The organism is Prochlorococcus marinus str. MIT 9312, assembly GCF_000012645.1.
Classification (GTDB): Bacteria; Cyanobacteriota; Cyanobacteriia; order PCC-6307; family Cyanobiaceae; genus Prochlorococcus_A; species Prochlorococcus_A marinus_L.
Window position 1 is genome coordinate 853,476 of record NC_007577.1, and the last position, 19,056, is coordinate 872,531.

Below are 19,056 nucleotides of genomic sequence, written 5' to 3' on the forward strand. Positions count from 1 at the left end.
TTCAGAATTCGTTTTTTTCAATTATTGAATCAGTATTAATAATTATGTTCTTTAAATTTTCAATGACATCTGATGAACAATTATTCCACATTTTTCTATTGACAATTTCAAGAAATCTTTGTGCAATATCTCTTAAAGCCCATGGATTATTCTCTAGAAAGAAATTTCTAAGATCCAGATCACATAACCATGATTTATAAACTTCCTCATAACACCAATCTGAGACTACTTCAGTAGAAGCATCAAAAGCATATAAGTAATCTAGTGTAGCTGAAAATTCAAACGCTCCTTTATAACCATTATCCTTCATTCCATTTATCCATTTAGGGTTAAGTATTCTTGATATAACAACTTTATTAATTTCATCTTGTAATTTTGAAATTTTAGATAATCCAAATTTAGATAAATCACCATGATACATTTCAGGTAATTTACCGCTCAATTTTTTTACTGCTGAAGATAATCCACCCTGAAACTGATAATAATCATCAGAATCTAAAATATCATGTTCTTTATTATCTTGGTTATGAACAACTAATTGAACATTTTTAAGAGCATTTTCTAATGCTTTTTTATCCTCTATAGGTTCAAGATTATCACTGTAAATCCACTTACTCCAATTAAGAAAAGATTCTCCAAAATCATCAATATTATCCCAATTAGAATTTGAAATTAGTTCTTGTAGACCTGCTCCATATGAACCTGGCGCTGACCCAAATATACGATTAATTGAATCACCTTCCCTTGATGCCCCAGCAAGAGGGTTAAATTTATCATCCTCATCAAGATTAGAAACAAGATTTATTGCCTTAGAAGTTAATTTAACTAACTGTGGAAATGCATCTCTAAACATTCCCGAAATCCTTAAAGTAACATCAACCCTTGGTCTTTCGAGAATAGATAAAGGAATGATTTCTAGATCTACTACTCTTCTTGAAGGCCCATCCCAAATAGGCTGTACTCCTAATAAATATAGTATTTGACAAATATCTTCACCACCATTTCTCATTGTGGATGTTGCCCATACTGATATTGCTATATTTTTTAAATCTTCTCCATTATCTTGTTTGTATAAATCAAGTATTTGTAAAGCAGATTGACAACCAACACTCCATGCTGATTCAGTTGGCAGTCCTCTCGAATCAACTGAAAAGAAATTTTTACCAGTGGGTAAAGCTTCAGTTTTACCTCTCGTAGGGGCTCCAGATGGACCACTTTTTACATATTGTCCATTTAATGAATTAATAAATGATGATTTCTCATTATATGAAGAATTAATTATTGGATATAGAATCTCTTTTTTTAATACTAAAAAATAATTATTATGTTTTTTTTCATTAAAGAAATAGTCTATTATTTTCTGATTTTTATATTTTTCGAGATTTTTTATATTGGTATTCTTTTTGTAAAAAAACAAATATATTAAATACTTTGCTTGTTGTTCCAAAAAATCAATAGCCATTCTAAAGTTTAAAATGTTTTTGTTGGAAAAAGTCAATAATATTTTTTTATCCTTTTCACTTAACATTTGATCATATTGATTTGTCCAAGGATTCAAATCTAGTTTTAAATGTTTTGCTATATATTGAATAACACCAATTCGGTTGGCATTTGGTACTCTAGCAATACACAAGAATAAATTTATTTCATTAATGTCATTCTGCCTTTTGCCAAAAATATGCAAACCTGTCCTAATTTGAGATTCTTTAATTTTGCAAAGAAAGGAATCAATTTCTTCTATTTGATTATTTTTATTGTTTAAAGCAATTTCGCTAAAATCTTTTTTAATTAATTCAAAAATGGATTTTTCTATTATTTCAATCCGATTAGAATTTAATAATTTTGCTTCAAAATATTCGTCTAAATAATTTTCTAATATTGAATATTTACCATATAATTCTGACCTATCCAAAGGAGGGGTTAAATGATCAATAATTGTTGCAGCAGTTCTTCTTTTAGCTTGGGATCCTTCTCCAGGATCATTTACGATAAACGGATATATGTTTGGTATTGCTGGACAAATAATATTTGGAAAACATTTATTGCTGAGACCTATAGATTTGCCAGGTAACCATTCAACAGTCCCATGTTTACCAATATGGCAAATAGCATTCGCATTAAAAACTTTTTCAATCCAAAAATATTGTGCTAAATATCTATGGGGAGGTGGAAGATCGGGAGAATGAATATCTCTATCAGTGAAAGCGTCATAACCTCGCTGTGGTTGAATCAATAATGTTATTTTTCCAAATCTAAGACCATTTATTGAGAACCCTTTATTATCTAAATCAATCGCATCAGATGGTTTACCCCAACGATTAAAAATAATATTTTTGGGATCAAGTTCTAAATAATTCCAATATTCTAAATATTCACTAAGTGGTAAGTAATCTAATGGTTTATTATTTTGAGATTCAATATCATTAGTTCTAGTTTTTATAAGCATTGACATTAATTCCGAAGAATCTTGAGGATAATTACAAGATCCAAGGTCATAACCTTCTTCTTTTAACCAATTAAGAATATTTATTATTGAAGATGGTGTATTTAGACCAACGCCATTACCTATTCTTCCGTTCTTTACTGGATAATTACTTATTACTAAACAAATTCTTTTATCAAAATTATTAAGTTTCTGTAGTTTCACATAATTTATTGCAAATTTTGAAATCCATTGAATACCTACTTGATCAGCTTTGTAAGTACTTATTTCACTATATAGTGTATTTTTTTTAGAAATTATTTCTTTAAATGCTGAAGGACAGGTTGTAATTCGTCCATCAAATTCGGGAATAATTATTTGCATTAATAAATCAGATGAATTCATTCCAATAGATGATTTTAGCCACTTTTTTCTTGATCTATTAGAAGAAAGAAGCTGTAAAATTGGAATTTTAAGAGAAGTAAAAATATTTGTTGAATTTTCAATTAAATCGTTATTTTTGATTTGCGATGAAGAAAATGAAGTTGTGGTAATTATTAGTTTAATATCTTCTTTTTTAAAAATGTCTATTAATTTCTTCTGAATAATATGATCTTTTAGTGTTGAAATAAAAAATGTTTTAGGAGATAGTCCGCATTTTCTTAATTGCAAGTTAAGTTTTTCGTTTACTTCAATTTCATTAGCTAAAAAAAGTGATTTATAGGATATTATTCCTATCTTTTCGCCTTTTTCATTTTTCCAATCATGTAAATAGGGATCTGCATAAAAAGTAATATTTAAAAACTCATCAGGAATTAATTTTTCATCTACAACTAAAAAATTTAAACAATTAAGAAACTTTCTATAATTATCCAGTCCTCCAGATCTTAGTAATCTAGAAATATTTAATGCAATATTTTTATCTATACTACTTATTTCACATAAGGAAATTTCCTGATCAATGGTACCTGATAGGATTACTAACTTCCTTTTTTTATTAACTGCTTGCCAATTTAAAAGTTGTTCAATTCCATAGTTCCATGTACCTTTATCTCCAAATATTCTAAGTACGACAACTTTTGCATAATTAATTGTTTTTAATAAATAATTATCTATTTGAGCTGAGGAATTTAAATTAGAAATTTCTAAAGCTCTTATATTATTTTTTAATGAAGCAAATTCTTTTTCTAACAATAAGTTTGATATAAGATTTAAATCAGCCTTGACACTTGTTATAAAAATAAAATCTGCAGCTGGTTGCTCAATTAAATCATCCTTATTCTTTTCATTTCCTGCTATATTTAATATCCTGTGCATTTTTATATATAAATAAGGTTTAGAATACGTACGTTGGATAAAACAAGTTTACCTTAATTAAATAAATTAAATATGCATGAATTTCTTCCATACGCCTGGTTCGAAGGTAAATGTATTCCATTTAAAGAAGCAAAAATATCAATAGCTACTCATGCACTACATTACGGTACTGCTGCATTTGGAGGAATGCGAGCGATACCTAACCCAACAAACAAAGAAGAATTTCTTTTGTTTAGAACTGATAAACATATAAAAAGATTATCTCAAAGTGCAAAATTACTCTTAACTGAAATTTCTGAAGAATATATTTTTAAAGCTTTAGAAGAAGTTATAAAAAGAAACAAGCCAGAAAAACCTATTTATATAAGACCATTTGTATATACAAGCGATTTAGGTATAGCTCCAAGGTTACACAATATTGAAACAGATTTCTTTATTTATTGTATTGAACTAGGAGATTATTTATCCCCAGATGGTGTTTCTTGTAGAATGAGTAGTTGGACAAGACAAGAAGATAGATCTCTCCCCTTAAGAGGAAAAATAAGTGGAGCATATATTACTAGTTCATTAGCAAAAACAGAAGCTAGTTTATCTGGTTTTGATGAAGCCCTGCTATTAAATTCAAGTGGTAAGGTAAGCGAAGCTAGTGGTATGAATTTATTTATTGTAAGGAATGGAGACTTAATCACTCCTGGTGTTGATCAAGATATCCTTGAGGGGATTACTAGAGCTAGTGTAATTGAATTAGCAAAATCATTTGGAATAAATGTAATTGAGAGACCTGTTGATAAAACAGAATTATTAATAGCAGATGAAGTTTTTCTAACTGGTACAGCAGCAAAAATTACACCAGTTAAAAAAATCGAATCAACTGAATTAAATGTTGAAAGACCAATAATGAATAAATTAAAAAGTAAGCTTATAGAAATAACAGAAGGTCGTTCTCAAGACTATGATAATTGGGTAACAAGAATTTCACTAATATAAATTTTTAGCTAAAAATGGAATCTTTCAGAACCTATCTAAATAGAGATGAAAAACCATTAATTATTTTTGACGGAGGTACTGGAACATCTTTTCAGAACTTAAATCTTACTGCAGATGACTTTGGAGGAAAAGAATTAGAGGGATGTAATGAAAACCTTGTTTTATCATCGCCAGAGGTAGTTGAGAACGTTCATAATTCATTTTTAGAAGCAGGTTGTCATGTTATAGAAACTAATACATTTGGAGCCTCATCAATAGTTCTTGATGAATATGATATTGCGGATAAGGCTTATGAGATAAATAAAAATGCGGCATTTATAGCAAAAAAAGCTGCTGACAAATACTCATCAGTTGATAAACCAAGGTTTGTAGCAGGTTCAATTGGGCCAACAACTAAATTACCCACCTTAGGACATATAGATTTTGATGAATTAAAGCAATCATATAAAGAACAAATTTATGGTCTTATAGATGGAGGAGTTGATCTTCTTTTGATTGAAACTTGTCAGGATGTTTTACAAATTAAATCTGCATTATTAGCATCAAAAGAAATTCTCGAAAGTAAAAATATTGATATACCTTTAATGGTATCTATAACAATGGAAACAACAGGTACTATGCTTGTTGGATCTGATATTGCATCTGCATTAACAATATTAGAGCCATTTAATATAGATATCCTTGGACTTAATTGTGCAACTGGTCCAGAGCAAATGAAGGAACATATTAAATATTTGTCTGAAAATTCTCCCTTCGCTATAAGCTGTATTCCCAATGCAGGTCTTCCTGAAAACATTGGTGGTGTAGCTCACTATAGATTAAAGCCAATAGAATTAAAGATGCAGTTAATGAATTTTATATATGACTTTAATGTTCAATTAATAGGTGGATGTTGTGGGACAACACCTGAACATACAAAATACCTCTCTTCAATAATAGATGAAATTATTGATAATGAAAGGACTAACAACAATGGCAAGAAAAATTCAAGTGGTTTTATTCCATCTGCCTCATCAATATATAACTCTGTGCCATACAAACAAGACAATTCAATTTTGATAGTAGGAGAAAGATTAAATGCAAGTGGATCGAAAAAGGTAAGGGAGTTATTAAATAACGACGATTGGGATGGCTTAGTTGCAATTGCCAAGCAGCAACAAAAAGAAAATGCTCACGTTCTTGATGTAAATGTCGATTATGTAGGAAGAGACGGAGTGAAAGATATGAAAGAAATAACATCAAGACTAGTTACCAATATAAATTTACCATTAATGATTGACTCTACAGATGCTGACAAAATGGAAAGTGGATTAAAGTCAGCTGGTGGTAAATGTATTATAAATTCAACCAATTACGAAGATGGCAATGAAAGGTTTGATCAAGTTCTAAATTTAGCCTTAGGGTATGGTTCAGGTCTTGTCGTTGGAACAATTGATGAAGATGGAATGGCAAGGAATTCAGAAAAAAAATATAAGATTGTCAAACGAGCGATTAATAGAACAAGAGAATGTGGTTTGTCAGATTATGAGCTATTTTTTGATCCATTAGCTCTGCCAATATCTACAGGGATAGAAGAAGATAGATTAAACGCTAAAGAAACTATTAGTGCTATTTTAAAAATTCGTGAAAATTTCCCAGATATTCATATCATACTTGGGATATCAAACATTAGTTTTGGTCTTTCACCATTATCAAGAATTAATCTAAATTCAATATTTTTAGATGAATGCATTAAAGCAGGATTAGATTCTGCTATCATCGCACCAAATAAAATTTTGCCATTATCAAAAATTACTGAAGAAACTAAAAAGCTTTGCTTAGATTTGATTTATGATAAAAGAGAATTTGAAGATGATATTTGTATTTATGATCCATTAGTTGAATTAACAAAGGCTTTTCAAGATTTATCCATTCAAGATTTCAAAAAAGCATCTTCAGATAATAAAAACCAAACTCTTGAAGAAAGTCTGAAAAATCATATTATTGATGGAGAAAAAATAGGATTAGAGGATCAATTAAATAAAGCGTTAAAAAAATATAAACCTCTTGAAATAATTAATACCTTTTTATTAGATGGGATGAAAGTTGTAGGAGATTTATTTGGCTCAGGTCAAATGCAATTGCCATTTGTACTCCAATCCGCTGAAACAATGAAATTTGCTGTTTCAATTTTAGAACCATATATGGAAACTGTAGATGAAAAAATATCAAATGGAAAACTCTTAATTGCAACTGTCAAAGGCGATGTACATGATATTGGAAAAAATTTGGTAGATATAATACTTACAAATAATGGTTATGACGTAATAAATCTAGGAATAAAGCAAGATGTTTCAGCAATTATAGATGCACAAAAAAAGCACAATGCAGATTGCATCGCTATGAGCGGATTACTTGTTAAATCAACTGCTTTTATGAAAGATAATTTAGAGGCTTTTAACAATGAAAATATTAGTGTACCAGTAATATTAGGAGGTGCAGCCTTAACCCCAAAATTTGTAAATGAGGACTGCAGCAAAATATATAAAGGGAAAATATTGTACGGAAAAGATGCGTTCACTGATCTTAAATTCATGAATGAATATATGGATAATAAGAAAAAGGGTAATTGGTCAAATACAGAGGGTTTCATTAACAATGAGGGTATAAATATTAATTTAGCCTCATCAAAATCCAACTCTCAAGCTGTTAAACAATCAATATCCATACAAACCGAGACTTCCAAATTAAATTTAAAAGAAAATTTTATAAGATCTAAATTTATAAATGAAGAAGATCCAATTCAAGCCCCTTTCTTGGGAACGAAAGTCTTGAACGATGTTGATATAGATTTAAATAAGTTAATATTTTATTTAGATACAAAAGCTCTATTTAGCGGACAATGGCAAATAAAAAAAGGAAAAAACCAAAGCGTAGATGAATACAATAACTATTTGGATTCATATGCTAAACCATTATTAAATAAATGGTTAGAGATAATTATAGAGAAAAAACTTATATCACCCAAAGCAGTTTATGGATATTTCAGATGCGGGAGAAAAGATAATAGTATTTTCTTATTTGATGAAAAATCATTAAATAAAATTTCCCAATTTAATTTTCCACGACAAAAATCTGGGAATAATTTATGCATAGCTGATTTTTATTGCGATTTGAAAAATGATAAACCGATAGATATATTTCCTATGCAGGCAGTAACCATGGGCGATATTGCTAGTGAATATTCTCAAAAATTATTTAAAGAAGATAAATATAGCGATTATTTGTTATTCCATGGACTTACAGTGCAATTAGCAGAAGCTCTAGCTGAGTATGTCCATGCATTAATTCGTATTGAATGTGGATTTAGGTCTGAAGAACCAGACAAAAATAGAGAAATACTAGCTCAAAAATATAGAGGAGCTAGATATTCTTTTGGTTATCCTGCATGTCCAAAAGTATCTGATTCAAACATACAATTATCATTGTTGGATGCAAAAAGAATAAACTTGACCATGGATGAATCTGAACAACTTCATCCAGAACAAAGTACTACAGCTATCATTTCACTACACTCAAAAGCTAAATATTTCAGCGCTTAAGCTAAATCTTTAGTTGTTTTCTAAATATTCAATAATTTCTTCCTGTAGTTCTTCCTTCGTTTCATTATCACCCAGATCAAGTCCCTCACCCGCGGCATCTTGTGTTAACTCAAGATAATATGAAGCACCATCACTAGATAAAAATTCTAATGCGGAAGTTTCATCACTATCTTTAAAAGCCTCATAAAGAGCTTTAAATGCAATGTTTTCAGTAAAGTCCCAATCCATAATGAAAAAAACCTTATTAGAATTATTACCTCCTTACCCCCCATACTCGTCAACCTTTTTTAAAGAAATGTTGGTGTTTTATTATTATTAAAAAACTATGACCATAAATAATCAAAATCAGTTAAATGTCCTTGGGGAGAAAATTGAGATTTGTAGTTGCGCACCTATGACAGGGTGGTTCAGGGATGGATTTTGCAACTATGACAAAAATGATGGAGGGAATCATTCCATATGTTGTGTAATGGATGATAATTTCCTGAAATATAGTAAATCACAAGGTAATGATTTAATAACTCCCATGCCTATTTATTCCTTCCCAGGACTAAAAGATGGTGATCATTGGTGTATTTGTCTTGATAGGTGGAAGCAAGCATTATTAGACGGTCTTGCACCAAAAGTCATATTAGAATCAACGAATATTGTAGTCTTAGAATCAGTACCTCTGGAAAAATTGAAAGAATATCAATTTAATAAAAAATAATTACAATTTTATTTTTTTTTTTAAAATGATAATGATAAATTTTTTTAAATGAGTTTAGAAATATATTGGAAAAAAGCACTAGAACAAACTAGATTATCAATTGATGATGAATCATTATATCCTCTCAAAACCGATATAATTACAAGAGATTTATATGAAAAAGACGACTTCATAATTAGGAAACTCGATACTTCAAAATTTAATAAAAAAAAAATTTATGGTCCTAAGCAAAATCCATTTTGTCCTTGGGAAACGATACTAGAAATTGATAAAATTGGTGATAATCATCAACTAATATTAAATAAGTACCCTGTACAAAAAGGTCATATTTTACTTATTACAAATGAATGGAAACCTCAAAATGGATGGTTAGATATTAAAGATTGGAGAGCGATCCAACAAGTTAATAAAGATACTAGTGGATTATGGTTTTTCAATAGTTCTCCAATTGCGGGAGCAAGTCAACCTCACAGGCATTTTCAACTTCTGCGTAGATCTAAAGGTGAGATATCATGCCCTAGAGAAAAGTGGTTTTTAGAGATGAACTCATATCAAGATCTAGATAGTAAGCTTAAAAAAAATATTATTGTATCCAAATTTAATTTTTTAGAAAATCCATCATGTCTTTTTGAATTTTACTTAGAATTATGCAAGAAATTAGGACTTGGGGACCCTATTAGTGATAAGAAACCGATATATCCTTACAATATTTTAATAACTAATAAATGGATCGCTATTATAAAAAGAAAAAATGATCATATTCATGGTTTCAGTATTAACGGTTTAGGATTCGCAGGATATCTATTAGTAACTGAAAGTTCAAATATAAATTATTTAAAGAAATTTGGCCCTGAAAAACTTCTAGAAAGTTTTGTTTGAATACTAGTTAGTTACTTCAACTTCATTATCCCTGCTTATTTGGCTTTCTAGAACTTCTATAGATGCTGTTACAGAGGCAATTTTACGTTCAAGTGAATCCTTAATATAATTGAGCATTTCTAATTTCTTATGTTGATAAAAACTCTTTTTTTCTTTAGATGACTTGAAATAACAATTAAACATTTTTTTTGTATTTATTATAAAAAGATACTTAATTGACTTGTGACATAAAAATAAATTGGTTTTAATTTAAAAACAATATTCCGTATGGACTTTCAATTTTTTTTGAATAAAATTAAATAAATTCCATACTATTCAAGAAAATATTATTGAATATTCCTGACAACTCAAATACAAAAAGAATTTCAATTGATTTACCTGAGGAACTAATTTCCAGGTTTGATCAATTACGAAAAGAGTGGGGATTTAGAGCAAGAGGACCTGTAATAGAAAAGATACTTAAAGAACTTCTTCAAGAAGATGATTTATTACCTAAGAACCAACAGCAAGAAATAGACTTTAACGAGAATAATAATAATAAAAATTTAAATATTGATGAAGATACTGCATTGGTATTAATTAAATCAGACGTAAAAAAAGAAGTTAATGAGATATCTTTGAATAAAAGATTTACAAATAACAATCAATATAAAGAAAAAGCCAACTCAAACATAAGCCTTCCCAATTTTGTTAAAAAAAAAGTAAAGAATCTAAGAAGAAGTATTAATAGTGAAAAATTAAAGGAGAATATTAATGATATTCAAATTAATACAATTAAAGAAACTGAATTAATAAAATGTCGAATTGAGTTAATTAGTCATTGGAAAACCTTATATGGATCAGTTCCTAATGATCATGTAGTAAAAGCATCGATGGATTGGTTTGAAAGGGATATATGGCCAAATCTTGATGGAACTGAAAATCTACCCTTTACGTGGAGTGCAGCCAATAAATTAATGTCAGAATTATGCCCATTTTGGATAAAGAAAAATCCTTCCCTTGAAATTGTTTTATTAATGATTGGCGTTTTAGAAGACCCTTTTGCTACATCAGATCTGATAAATAGAATACCAACACTTATGAGAAGGTTTATCAGTAGATTTAAGCGAAATAATAGATCAAATTCATTTGAAACTTTGGACTCAACAATGACAGTACATGGGGCACTTAAATTATTGAAATTATCAACATCCGCAGGATCCGCTCATACGTTCCGCAAAATTAGGGAGGCCTATAAATCAATAGCATTAGAGAAGCATCCAGATGCTGGAGGATCAACAGATCAAATGAGAAAATTAAATGAAGCGTATCAATTGCTAAAAAATCTTTATAGAAATTAGTATACTAATTCTCAAATAAGACTATTTATAAGTCTAATTAATAGTCTCATATAAGATATATGTTAAATTTAGAATTTCTAATTTTCGTCAATTATTTATTCAAATTAATGGAAACAATAATTATGTATAAATGAAATTAAAATAAAATTTACTTTTAAAAATAAAATTTTTTGTATAGTACTTCTTATATGAGACTTATTATAAGTCTAATAGATAGTCTCAAATTAGATATGTAAGATATAATAATTAATCAATTTATACGAAAACCCCCCAACTGTTTATTGCATAGGAAAAATTGAACAATAAATCAATAAACTATGTCCTTTCAATGTCCAAGATATTAATAAGGACTAGAAAGTCTTACTATAAGGTCCTTTTGTGTCTTGCCGTACTGTCTTAAAGACAGTACTAATTAGACTGAAGCTTTTGAATCGCAGTTTGCTTGTCAATACTAGGAACATCGCTTAATCCGTTTGCATCAAACCAAGGAGCATTAGCCCAATCAAACCCTTCCCCGAAAGTATTATCTGGAGAAGTTATATACCAATGACATGAAGCGTCAGGTACATCAACAGAGCATTTTGACCAATCGTCTGACCACTGAGGGACTTGTACCCAAAGCACTGAAGAAAGCAATAAAGATAGAAAACTGATCATGTACTTTATAATACAACATTAATCAGTTTTATATGATTATTACTTGTCTTATACTAGAATTAATATTAGACTAGTTTTTAGTCTAATATAAGACTTTTGGGAAGCTAATTTCTCAATTTAGTCTGAAAACTTTTTTCAATATTAGAAATGATGCTTGAGTGTATTGTTTTGATATCTGAGTCCAGTAATGTTTTATCTTGAGCTCTATAAGATAATCTAAATGTATAGCTTATATAATCCTCCCCAAGTTTAATATCTTCAAAAATATCTATTAAATAAACATCCTCTAAAAGATTTTTTCCTGTTTTTTTTATTAGTGAAGTTATATCGCTAATTAAGAATTTCTTACTGAAAACAAAATTTATATCCCTTTCTATTTTCGGAACAATTGGGTATTGCTTAAATATTGGAATCCATTTATTTTTTCTTGTACTAGCACCCAAAAGGTTATCTACATTTATGCTAAATAAATAAACGATTTTTAATGATTTCTTTTCTAGTATTAATTTGGGATGTATTTCGCCAAAATAACCTGCATCTTTTCCTTCAATAATCAATTTTGCTGTTCTGCCTGGATGTAGAAAATCAATTGAATCAGTAGGTTTATCATCAATTTTTATATTCAAAGATGATAAGGCTTCCTTTAACTTTCCTCTAGCCTGATAATAATTAAGATCATTATCCTTGTTAGAATTTACCCACTTTTCAAATCTTTTATTGCCAAAAATTGCACCATTCAGTACTTCTTTTTGAATGAACTCAGTATTCTTATGAAAAACATTTCCAATTTCAAATATATAACAACTGTTTTGTCCAGCTTTTATATTACGGTTTACTATTTCCAAATGTTCTTTCCAAATATTATCTCTTAGGCAGCTAGTTTCTAATAACAAAGGATTAGATATCTTTATAAGTGTTTCTTTATCTTCTGGAACAAGAGAGTAGCTAAGAACCTCGTTAAAACCATTTTCTGTAAATCCATTTTTTACCTTTCTCAATGCCAACTGCTCTGATGACAATTTCCCAGGTTTAATTGGATTAGGAAGGTTCAAGTCGAATCTGTCATACCCTATTAATCTCGCAATTTCTTCAATTAAATCTATTTCTCTTATTAAATCTTGTGATCTATTTGGAATTACTGCTACATCCCAACCATATTCTTTACTTTTTAAAGAACAACCTATGAGTGTTAATTTATCAACTATTTCAGTATCAGATATATTTCTTTTTTCAAATTGATCGTTAATGATTAATGGACCAAGAATTTTATGTATTCGACTTCTCCGTAATTTAATAAAAATATCCTCATTATTTTTTAAATTAGAAGTATTGATGATGGGTAAATTAATAGAAAAATATTCTTCTAAAAGATTCATTGCTCTTGTAACAGCGCTTATTGTGTTTTTTGACGAAATCCCTTTTTCATATCTGCTGCTAGATTCTGTTCTTATGCCAACCGCCTTTGAAGATTTTCTTATGGTAACTGGATTAAAAACAGCTCCCTCAAGGTAAATAGAAGAGGTAGTATTGCTTACAGAAGTCTCTAAACCACCTATCACCCCAGCAATAGCAACAGGTTTATCGGAACAAGTAACTACTGTAATATTTTCATTTAATTCATATTTTTTTCCATCCAAACATACAAGGCTTTCGTTATCCTTGGCTTTTCGTACAGAGAAGTCTTCTGGAGAAACATCCTTGCCAATTAAGTTAGATAATTTTTCCTTGTCAAACGCATGCAAGGGTTGCCCTTGTTCTAAAAGTATATAGTTTGTTAAATCAACTAGAAGATTAATCGACTTTATACCTGATTTTTCTATACGGTCTTTAAGCCATATTGGTGATAATTTATTTCCATTTACTCCATCAATGCAGCTTATTGTATAAATGCAATTAGATGTTATAGCCTCTGGACAAAGTTTAATTCCCTTATTTAAATGAATATTGTATTTATGGTTTAATTCTGGAAAACTTAATTTGGATTCTAAAAGGGCAGAAATTTCTCGGGCTATACCTATAACCGACATTCCGTCAGGTCTATTAGCTGTAATGGCTAAATCATATATAAAATCATTTAATTGAAGTAAGTCAGACACTGGAGTGCCTAATTCATGTTTTAAGGCTAAATCTTCATCAATGATCTCTATCCCTTCGCTAGAGTCTTCTAATCCTAGTTCCTGCAGAGAGCATATCATTCCTTCACTCATGACACCTCTAATTTCACTTCTTTTAATAGTTAAATCAACGGCATTTAATTTGGCGCCGACAGTAGCAACATAAACATAAACATTTGGTTTAATATTTCGCGCACCACAGATAATTTGTAGATTCTTTGAAGTACCAATATCGACTTGGCAAATTGAGAGTTTGTCAGATCCATCGTGTTTTAAAACAGATAAGACCTTACCTAAAACAACACCATTTACATTTTTAGAACAATCTTCTAATGATTCAACCTCAAATCCACCAATAGATAATTTCTCAGAGAGATCTACAGGAGTAGAAGAAATTTCTACTAAATTTTTCAACCAATTTTGAGAAACTTTCATATATATTTTTAATCAATGATGATAAAAGAAATGATTATATCTTCAAAATAGTTTGTTGAAGATGTACAATAGAAAATTATACAATAAAGTATTAATTAAAATGGCTAAAAAAGGGACAAGAGTTGTAGTGACCCTGGAATGTACTGAAGCTAGGACAAGCACAGATCCTAAGAGATCAAATGGTGTCTCAAGATATACTACTGAAAAGAATCGTAGAAATACAACTGAAAGATTAGAACTAAAAAAGTTTAATCCTCATTTAAATAGAATGACAATACACAAAGAAATAAAGTAATCGAATCAAATCATGCCTAATTCAATTTTTAAAAAACAATTATCACCTATCAAACCCGGAGATCCTATTGACTATAAGGATGTAGAACTACTAAAAAAATTCATAACTGAGAGGGGCAAAATCCTACCAAGAAGGATGACTGGTTTAACCTCAAAGCAACAAAGAGATCTTACATTAGCTGTAAAAAGAGCCCGAATTGTAGCTCTCTTACCCTTTGTAAATCCTGAAGGATAATTTCATATTGAATATAGTTAGCTCTATAATTAATTTTTCAAATATTTGAAAGATTTAACTAATTTAAAAACATATATTATTGACTCTGAAAATCCACATGAAGTCGATGATGCTATTTCCTTAGAAATAAAAAATGGAAATACAAAAAAACTATGGATACACATTAGTAATCCATGCAAGTTTTTTTTGCATGACTCTAATGTTGATCTCGATGCAAGATTGAAAAATAGCAGTTTATATTTGACAGATCAATATGTTCCAATGCTACCTAAGAATATTCTTGAAAAGGCAAATCTAGCTCAAAATAAAATTTCAGAAACTATTAGTGGAGCAATAGAATTCAACGACGATGGTTCAATTCATAATTATGAAATAACTGAAGCAAAAATAAAACCAAAATATCAATTAACATATGAAGATGCAAATGAAATATTAGAATTAGAACCTAAAGAAGAAATAGAATTAATTGAGATAAAAAATTTATTAGAAAAAAGTATTTCATTCAGAAAAAAACAAGGAGCAATTATATTTGAAAGTCCTAATAGTAAAATTAAATTATATAAGGATAAAATTATACTAAAAAAACTAGATAAAACAATATCACAATCTATAGTTTCAGAATCAATGATATTAATGGGTTATGTAACAAGTTTATTTATAGATAAATATAATTTAGCAGCTGCTTTTAGGATCCAAAAGTTAAATTGCAAACCACATGAAATACTTAATAGATACAATGATAGTGAAATTAAATATATAATATTAAAACAATATATGGGAAGAAGTTATATAACAACTAAGCCCGGTATCCATGAATCACTAGGCCTTAAAATGTATGTACAATGTACTTCACCATTAAGAAGATATCTTGATTTAATTATACAAAGACAAGTATATAATAAAATCAATGATTACGAACTTCTAAGTATAAAATCAGTCTCTGAAATTATTGATTATTCAAAGAATAGACAATCAGAGAATAATAATATATTTAAAAATGATAAATTTAAGTATTTAAAATTATTTTTTATGAATGAAAAAAAACCTTTTTATAAAATAATATTTGTTAAGTGGATCAATCATAAAAGAAATATTGCTTTGGTTTATTTTCCAGATTATTCACTAGAAATACTTATTACTCTTTTTGTATCAATAGAAATATATAGTAATAAAATATATAAAGTCAAATATATTATAAATGATAGTAATCTTTTAGAATTTATTTATTAATAATATAATAAATATAATAGGTTGTTATTAGTTTAAAAAATATCTGTTAGTATTAATAAAAAAGCTTTATGACTTTTGTCATTACTACACCTTTATACTATGTTAATGACAAACCTCATTTAGGAAGTGTATATACAACAATAATTTGTGACTCGATAGCTAGGTATAAAAGACTTGTAGGTGAAGATGTTATTTTCATTACTGGTGTTGATGAACATGGTTTAAAAATACAAAGAACAGCTAATGAAAAGGGTATTGAACCAAAATCACATTGTGATGAAATCTCAGAAGTATTTAATATTAATTGGAAAAATTGGAATATATCCTTTGATAAATTTATAAGGACAAGCTCAAAAAATCATGAATTTGTTGTTAATGAATTTTATGAAAGAGTAAAATCATCAGATGATATCTATATGGGAGTTCAAAAAGGTTGGTATTGTGTCGGTTGTGAAGAATTTAAAGATAATCCAGAAAACTCATCAACATACAAGTGTCCCATACATCAAAAAAATTTAGAATGGAAAAATGAAGAAAATCTCTTTTTTAGGCTTTCGAAATATCAAAAAGAAATTGAAAAAATAATCAACGAACCTTCTTTTATAGAGCCAATAGAAAGAAAGAATGAAATTATAAATTTTGTTTCTAGAGGTTTAAAGGATTTTTCAATTTCAAGAACAAATGTCTCATGGGGAATTCCTGTCCCTGGTTACGATAACCATACGTTTTATGTATGGTTTGATGCTTTACTTGGATATGTAAGTGCCATTAGTTCTGATACATCAGATAATTCATTGGAAAGATCAATTAATGGAGGATGGCCAGCTGATGTTCATTTAATTGGTAAGGATATACTGAGATTCCATGCTGTATATTGGCCTGCAATGCTCATTTCTGCGAATATGAAAGTCCCTAAAAAAGTTTTCGGGCATGGGTTTCTTACAAGAGAGGGGCAAAAAATGGGTAAAAGCTTGGGAAATGTACTCGACCCTGATTTATTGCTTTCTAAATATGGAAATGATCCTGTGAGGTGGTACCTCATTAAAGATATATCACTAGGTAATGATGGAGATTTTCAACATAAAAGATTTGTTGACATTATCAATAATGACTTAGCCAATACAATTGGTAATTTACTAAATAGAACATCATCTATGTCTAGAAAATGGTTTGGCAATAAAGTGCCAAATAATGAAAATATTATAAATGAAAATAAATTAGAGAATTATGCCAAAATTTCAGTTAAAAACTATATACATAACTTTGATATTTACAAATTAGATCTAGCAGCTAATGAAGTGCTTAGCCTAGCCATAAATACAAATTTGTATTTGAATGATAATCAACCATGGATGTTAATAAAAGAGATTGATAATTTACCTCTTGTTAAAGAAATTATTTACAATGTATTAGAAAGTACCCGAATAATAGGATTATTATTAATACCTATATTACCCGAATTATCAACAAAAATTAACGAGCAACTTGGTTCAATATACAGAAAAGAAATTCCTTGGAAACAACAATTAAAATGGGGATTATTAGTTAGTAACTCAAGCCTTCCTAAACCCTCACCAATAATAAATAAGCTTGAGTATGAATAAGATATATAGATTATTAATTTTCCTTCCTTTTTTTATGCTTGGTTGCGTACCAAATATCATTGAAGAAAATAAAGTAATACAAAAAATAAATACTTTAGATATGAATATTTTCTCTCAATCAGGAGAAAAAATATACTCAATTACCAGCCCAGACTCAAGTTATAATATTACTGAACTAAAATTTAAATTAAAAAAACCCACCATAAATATTTTCAAAGGAGAAGAGACTAAATATATTATTAGTTCAGAAGAATCTACATTATCAGACAATAATAAACTTCTTAAATTGAAAGGGAATGTAAAATTAAAAACTCTTAAGAAAGATGAGGATATATTATATGCCGATACTTTTATTTGGAATATAGAAGAGACTAACTATTTATTAGAGGGAAATATAAGATTTGAAAATCAAAATATCATCTTAAATTCAGGAAAAGCTATTTTAGGTTCTAATAACATAATTGAATTCTTCAATCCAGTAAAATATATAATAAAAGATGAAAATAACGATAATAAATATGAAATAAATTCAGAAAATGCTTACTATAATCTAAATACTGAATCTGTAAGTTTTAAAGCAAAAGATAAAAGAGTTAAATCAATAATATATTTTTAAATATTATTTTTTGAAAAAATATTATTAATTTTTTTCGACCAATTATTTATCCATTTTTCATCAGACTTACTAAAACACTTAGCACTCCAGCCTCCTATCAATATAAAAGCCTGTTTATTAATGGGAACAATTAAGATAGATGGAATATCGGCACAAAAATTAAAAAATTCATCTCTTCCTGGATAAAATTTAGTGTTTGCCAATGATATTAACTTCATATCTTTTATTGATCTCAGACAAGTTTCTCCAGGTTTAAACTCATTACTTGAAGTAATTCCTCTTCTTAATATATTTACTCCATCATTATGGATTAATATTGCTGCTGCTGCAGTAGAAGTTAATATCGCTTCAGATCCCCATGCAAGTTCATCAATAACTTCATCCGGAATGTTTTTTTCGAAGAAAAACTTAGTTTCTCCTTTTAAATCAGCTTTCTCACCAGCTAAAGGCTCGAATTGTTTAAATAAGAAACCAATCAAAATAATAATTATTGAAGCTATTGCAGCTAACACTTGAGCTCTTTCAAGCTCAGGAGTAATTGTTTCTATTGAAAAGAAATTTGCTATCTGAAAAATAAAGAGTATTGTTCCGATTAATATTAAAGATTTTCCATTGAATCCCATATATTAAATATGT

Annotated in this window: 16 protein-coding genes; 10 read left to right on the forward strand and 6 right to left on the reverse strand. The window is 28.7% G+C overall.

Translation table 11 applies throughout. The features are described from left to right. Position 1: 1 nt before the first annotated feature. Complete coding sequence (cobN, locus tag PMT9312_RS04710; protein WP_011376475.1) at positions 2-3,739, reverse strand: cobaltochelatase subunit CobN; 3,738 nt, start codon at positions 3,737-3,739, stop codon at positions 2-4. A 72-nt stretch (positions 3,740-3,811) separates the two neighbouring features. Here cobN and PMT9312_RS04715 point away from each other — a divergent pair, with 72 nt between their 5' ends. Continuing rightward, positions 3,812-4,726 (forward strand): branched-chain amino acid transaminase, encoded by a 915-nt coding sequence (locus PMT9312_RS04715; RefSeq protein WP_011376476.1) that lies wholly within the window; start codon positions 3,812-3,814, stop codon positions 4,724-4,726. 14 nt (positions 4,727-4,740) lie between these two features. After that, positions 4,741-8,307: a methionine synthase gene (gene metH, locus PMT9312_RS04720; protein WP_011376477.1), complete on the forward strand. Its 3,567-nt coding sequence runs from the start codon at positions 4,741-4,743 to the stop codon at positions 8,305-8,307. A gap of 9 nt (positions 8,308-8,316) precedes the next feature. On the opposite strand, the gene PMT9312_RS04725 is transcribed toward metH, so the two are convergent. Next, entirely contained in the window at positions 8,317-8,535 is a 219-nt protein-coding gene (locus PMT9312_RS04725; RefSeq protein WP_011376478.1) for a hypothetical protein, read from the reverse strand. 97 nt (positions 8,536-8,632) lie between these two features. Between PMT9312_RS04725 and PMT9312_RS04730 the strand changes: the two genes are divergently transcribed. Both PMT9312_RS04730 and PMT9312_RS04735 read left to right on the forward strand, forming a co-directional pair. Next, positions 8,633-9,016: a DUF2237 family protein gene (locus PMT9312_RS04730; RefSeq protein WP_011376479.1), complete on the forward strand. Its 384-nt coding sequence runs from the start codon at positions 8,633-8,635 to the stop codon at positions 9,014-9,016. Positions 9,017-9,064: 48 nt separating this feature from the next. Continuing rightward, on the forward strand, positions 9,065-9,895 hold the full coding sequence (locus PMT9312_RS04735) for a DUF4922 domain-containing protein (RefSeq protein ID WP_011376480.1): 831 nt from the start codon (positions 9,065-9,067) through the stop codon (positions 9,893-9,895). Between the two features lie 3 nt (positions 9,896-9,898). Here PMT9312_RS04735 and PMT9312_RS04740 read toward each other — a convergent pair whose 3' ends face one another. Next, positions 9,899-10,078, reverse strand: a complete 180-nt coding sequence (locus PMT9312_RS04740) for a hypothetical protein (RefSeq protein WP_011376481.1) — start codon at positions 10,076-10,078, stop codon at positions 9,899-9,901. Between the two features lie 146 nt (positions 10,079-10,224). Between PMT9312_RS04740 and PMT9312_RS04745 the strand changes: the two genes are divergently transcribed. Next, on the forward strand, positions 10,225-11,235 hold the full coding sequence (locus tag PMT9312_RS04745; protein ID WP_011376482.1) for a molecular chaperone DnaJ: 1,011 nt from the start codon (positions 10,225-10,227) through the stop codon (positions 11,233-11,235). A gap of 408 nt (positions 11,236-11,643) precedes the next feature. Here the strand turns inward: PMT9312_RS04745 and PMT9312_RS04750 are convergent, their stop codons facing one another. Together PMT9312_RS04750 and pheT are read right to left on the reverse strand one after the other, a co-directional pair. Next, positions 11,644-11,892, reverse strand: a complete 249-nt coding sequence (locus PMT9312_RS04750) for a hypothetical protein (protein WP_011376483.1) — start codon at positions 11,890-11,892, stop codon at positions 11,644-11,646. Positions 11,893-11,996: 104 nt separating this feature from the next. Beyond that, positions 11,997-14,441 carry a phenylalanine--tRNA ligase subunit beta gene (pheT, locus tag PMT9312_RS04755; RefSeq protein WP_011376484.1) on the reverse strand — a complete coding sequence of 815 codons (2,445 nt, stop codon included), beginning with the start codon at positions 14,439-14,441 and terminating at the stop codon, positions 11,997-11,999. Between the two features lie 100 nt (positions 14,442-14,541). Here pheT and rpmG point away from each other — a divergent pair, with 100 nt between their 5' ends. From rpmG to lptC, 5 genes are all read left to right on the forward strand, one after another. Further along, on the forward strand, positions 14,542-14,736 hold the full coding sequence (rpmG, locus tag PMT9312_RS04760; protein ID WP_002805540.1) for a 50S ribosomal protein L33: 195 nt from the start codon (positions 14,542-14,544) through the stop codon (positions 14,734-14,736). A 12-nt stretch (positions 14,737-14,748) separates the two neighbouring features. Continuing rightward, positions 14,749-14,970, forward strand: a complete 222-nt coding sequence (rpsR, locus tag PMT9312_RS04765; protein ID WP_002806014.1) for a 30S ribosomal protein S18 — start codon at positions 14,749-14,751, stop codon at positions 14,968-14,970. Between the two features lie 45 nt (positions 14,971-15,015). Next, entirely contained in the window at positions 15,016-16,200 is a 1,185-nt protein-coding gene (locus tag PMT9312_RS04770) for a ribonuclease catalytic domain-containing protein (protein WP_011376485.1), read from the forward strand. Positions 16,201-16,268: 68 nt separating this feature from the next. Continuing rightward, positions 16,269-17,804, forward strand: a complete 1,536-nt coding sequence (locus PMT9312_RS04775; RefSeq protein ID WP_011376486.1) for a methionine--tRNA ligase — start codon at positions 16,269-16,271, stop codon at positions 17,802-17,804. Next, positions 17,797-18,420 (forward strand): LPS export ABC transporter periplasmic protein LptC, encoded by a 624-nt coding sequence (gene lptC, locus PMT9312_RS04780; protein ID WP_225866657.1) that lies wholly within the window; start codon positions 17,797-17,799, stop codon positions 18,418-18,420. Before PMT9312_RS04775 ends, lptC begins: the two co-directional genes overlap by 8 nt. Here lptC and PMT9312_RS04785 read toward each other — a convergent pair. Continuing rightward, positions 18,417-19,043: a cofactor assembly of complex C subunit B gene (locus PMT9312_RS04785; protein ID WP_011376488.1), complete on the reverse strand. Its 627-nt coding sequence runs from the start codon at positions 19,041-19,043 to the stop codon at positions 18,417-18,419. The genes lptC and PMT9312_RS04785 overlap by 4 nt on opposite strands. Between the last annotated feature and the right edge of the window lie 13 nt (positions 19,044-19,056).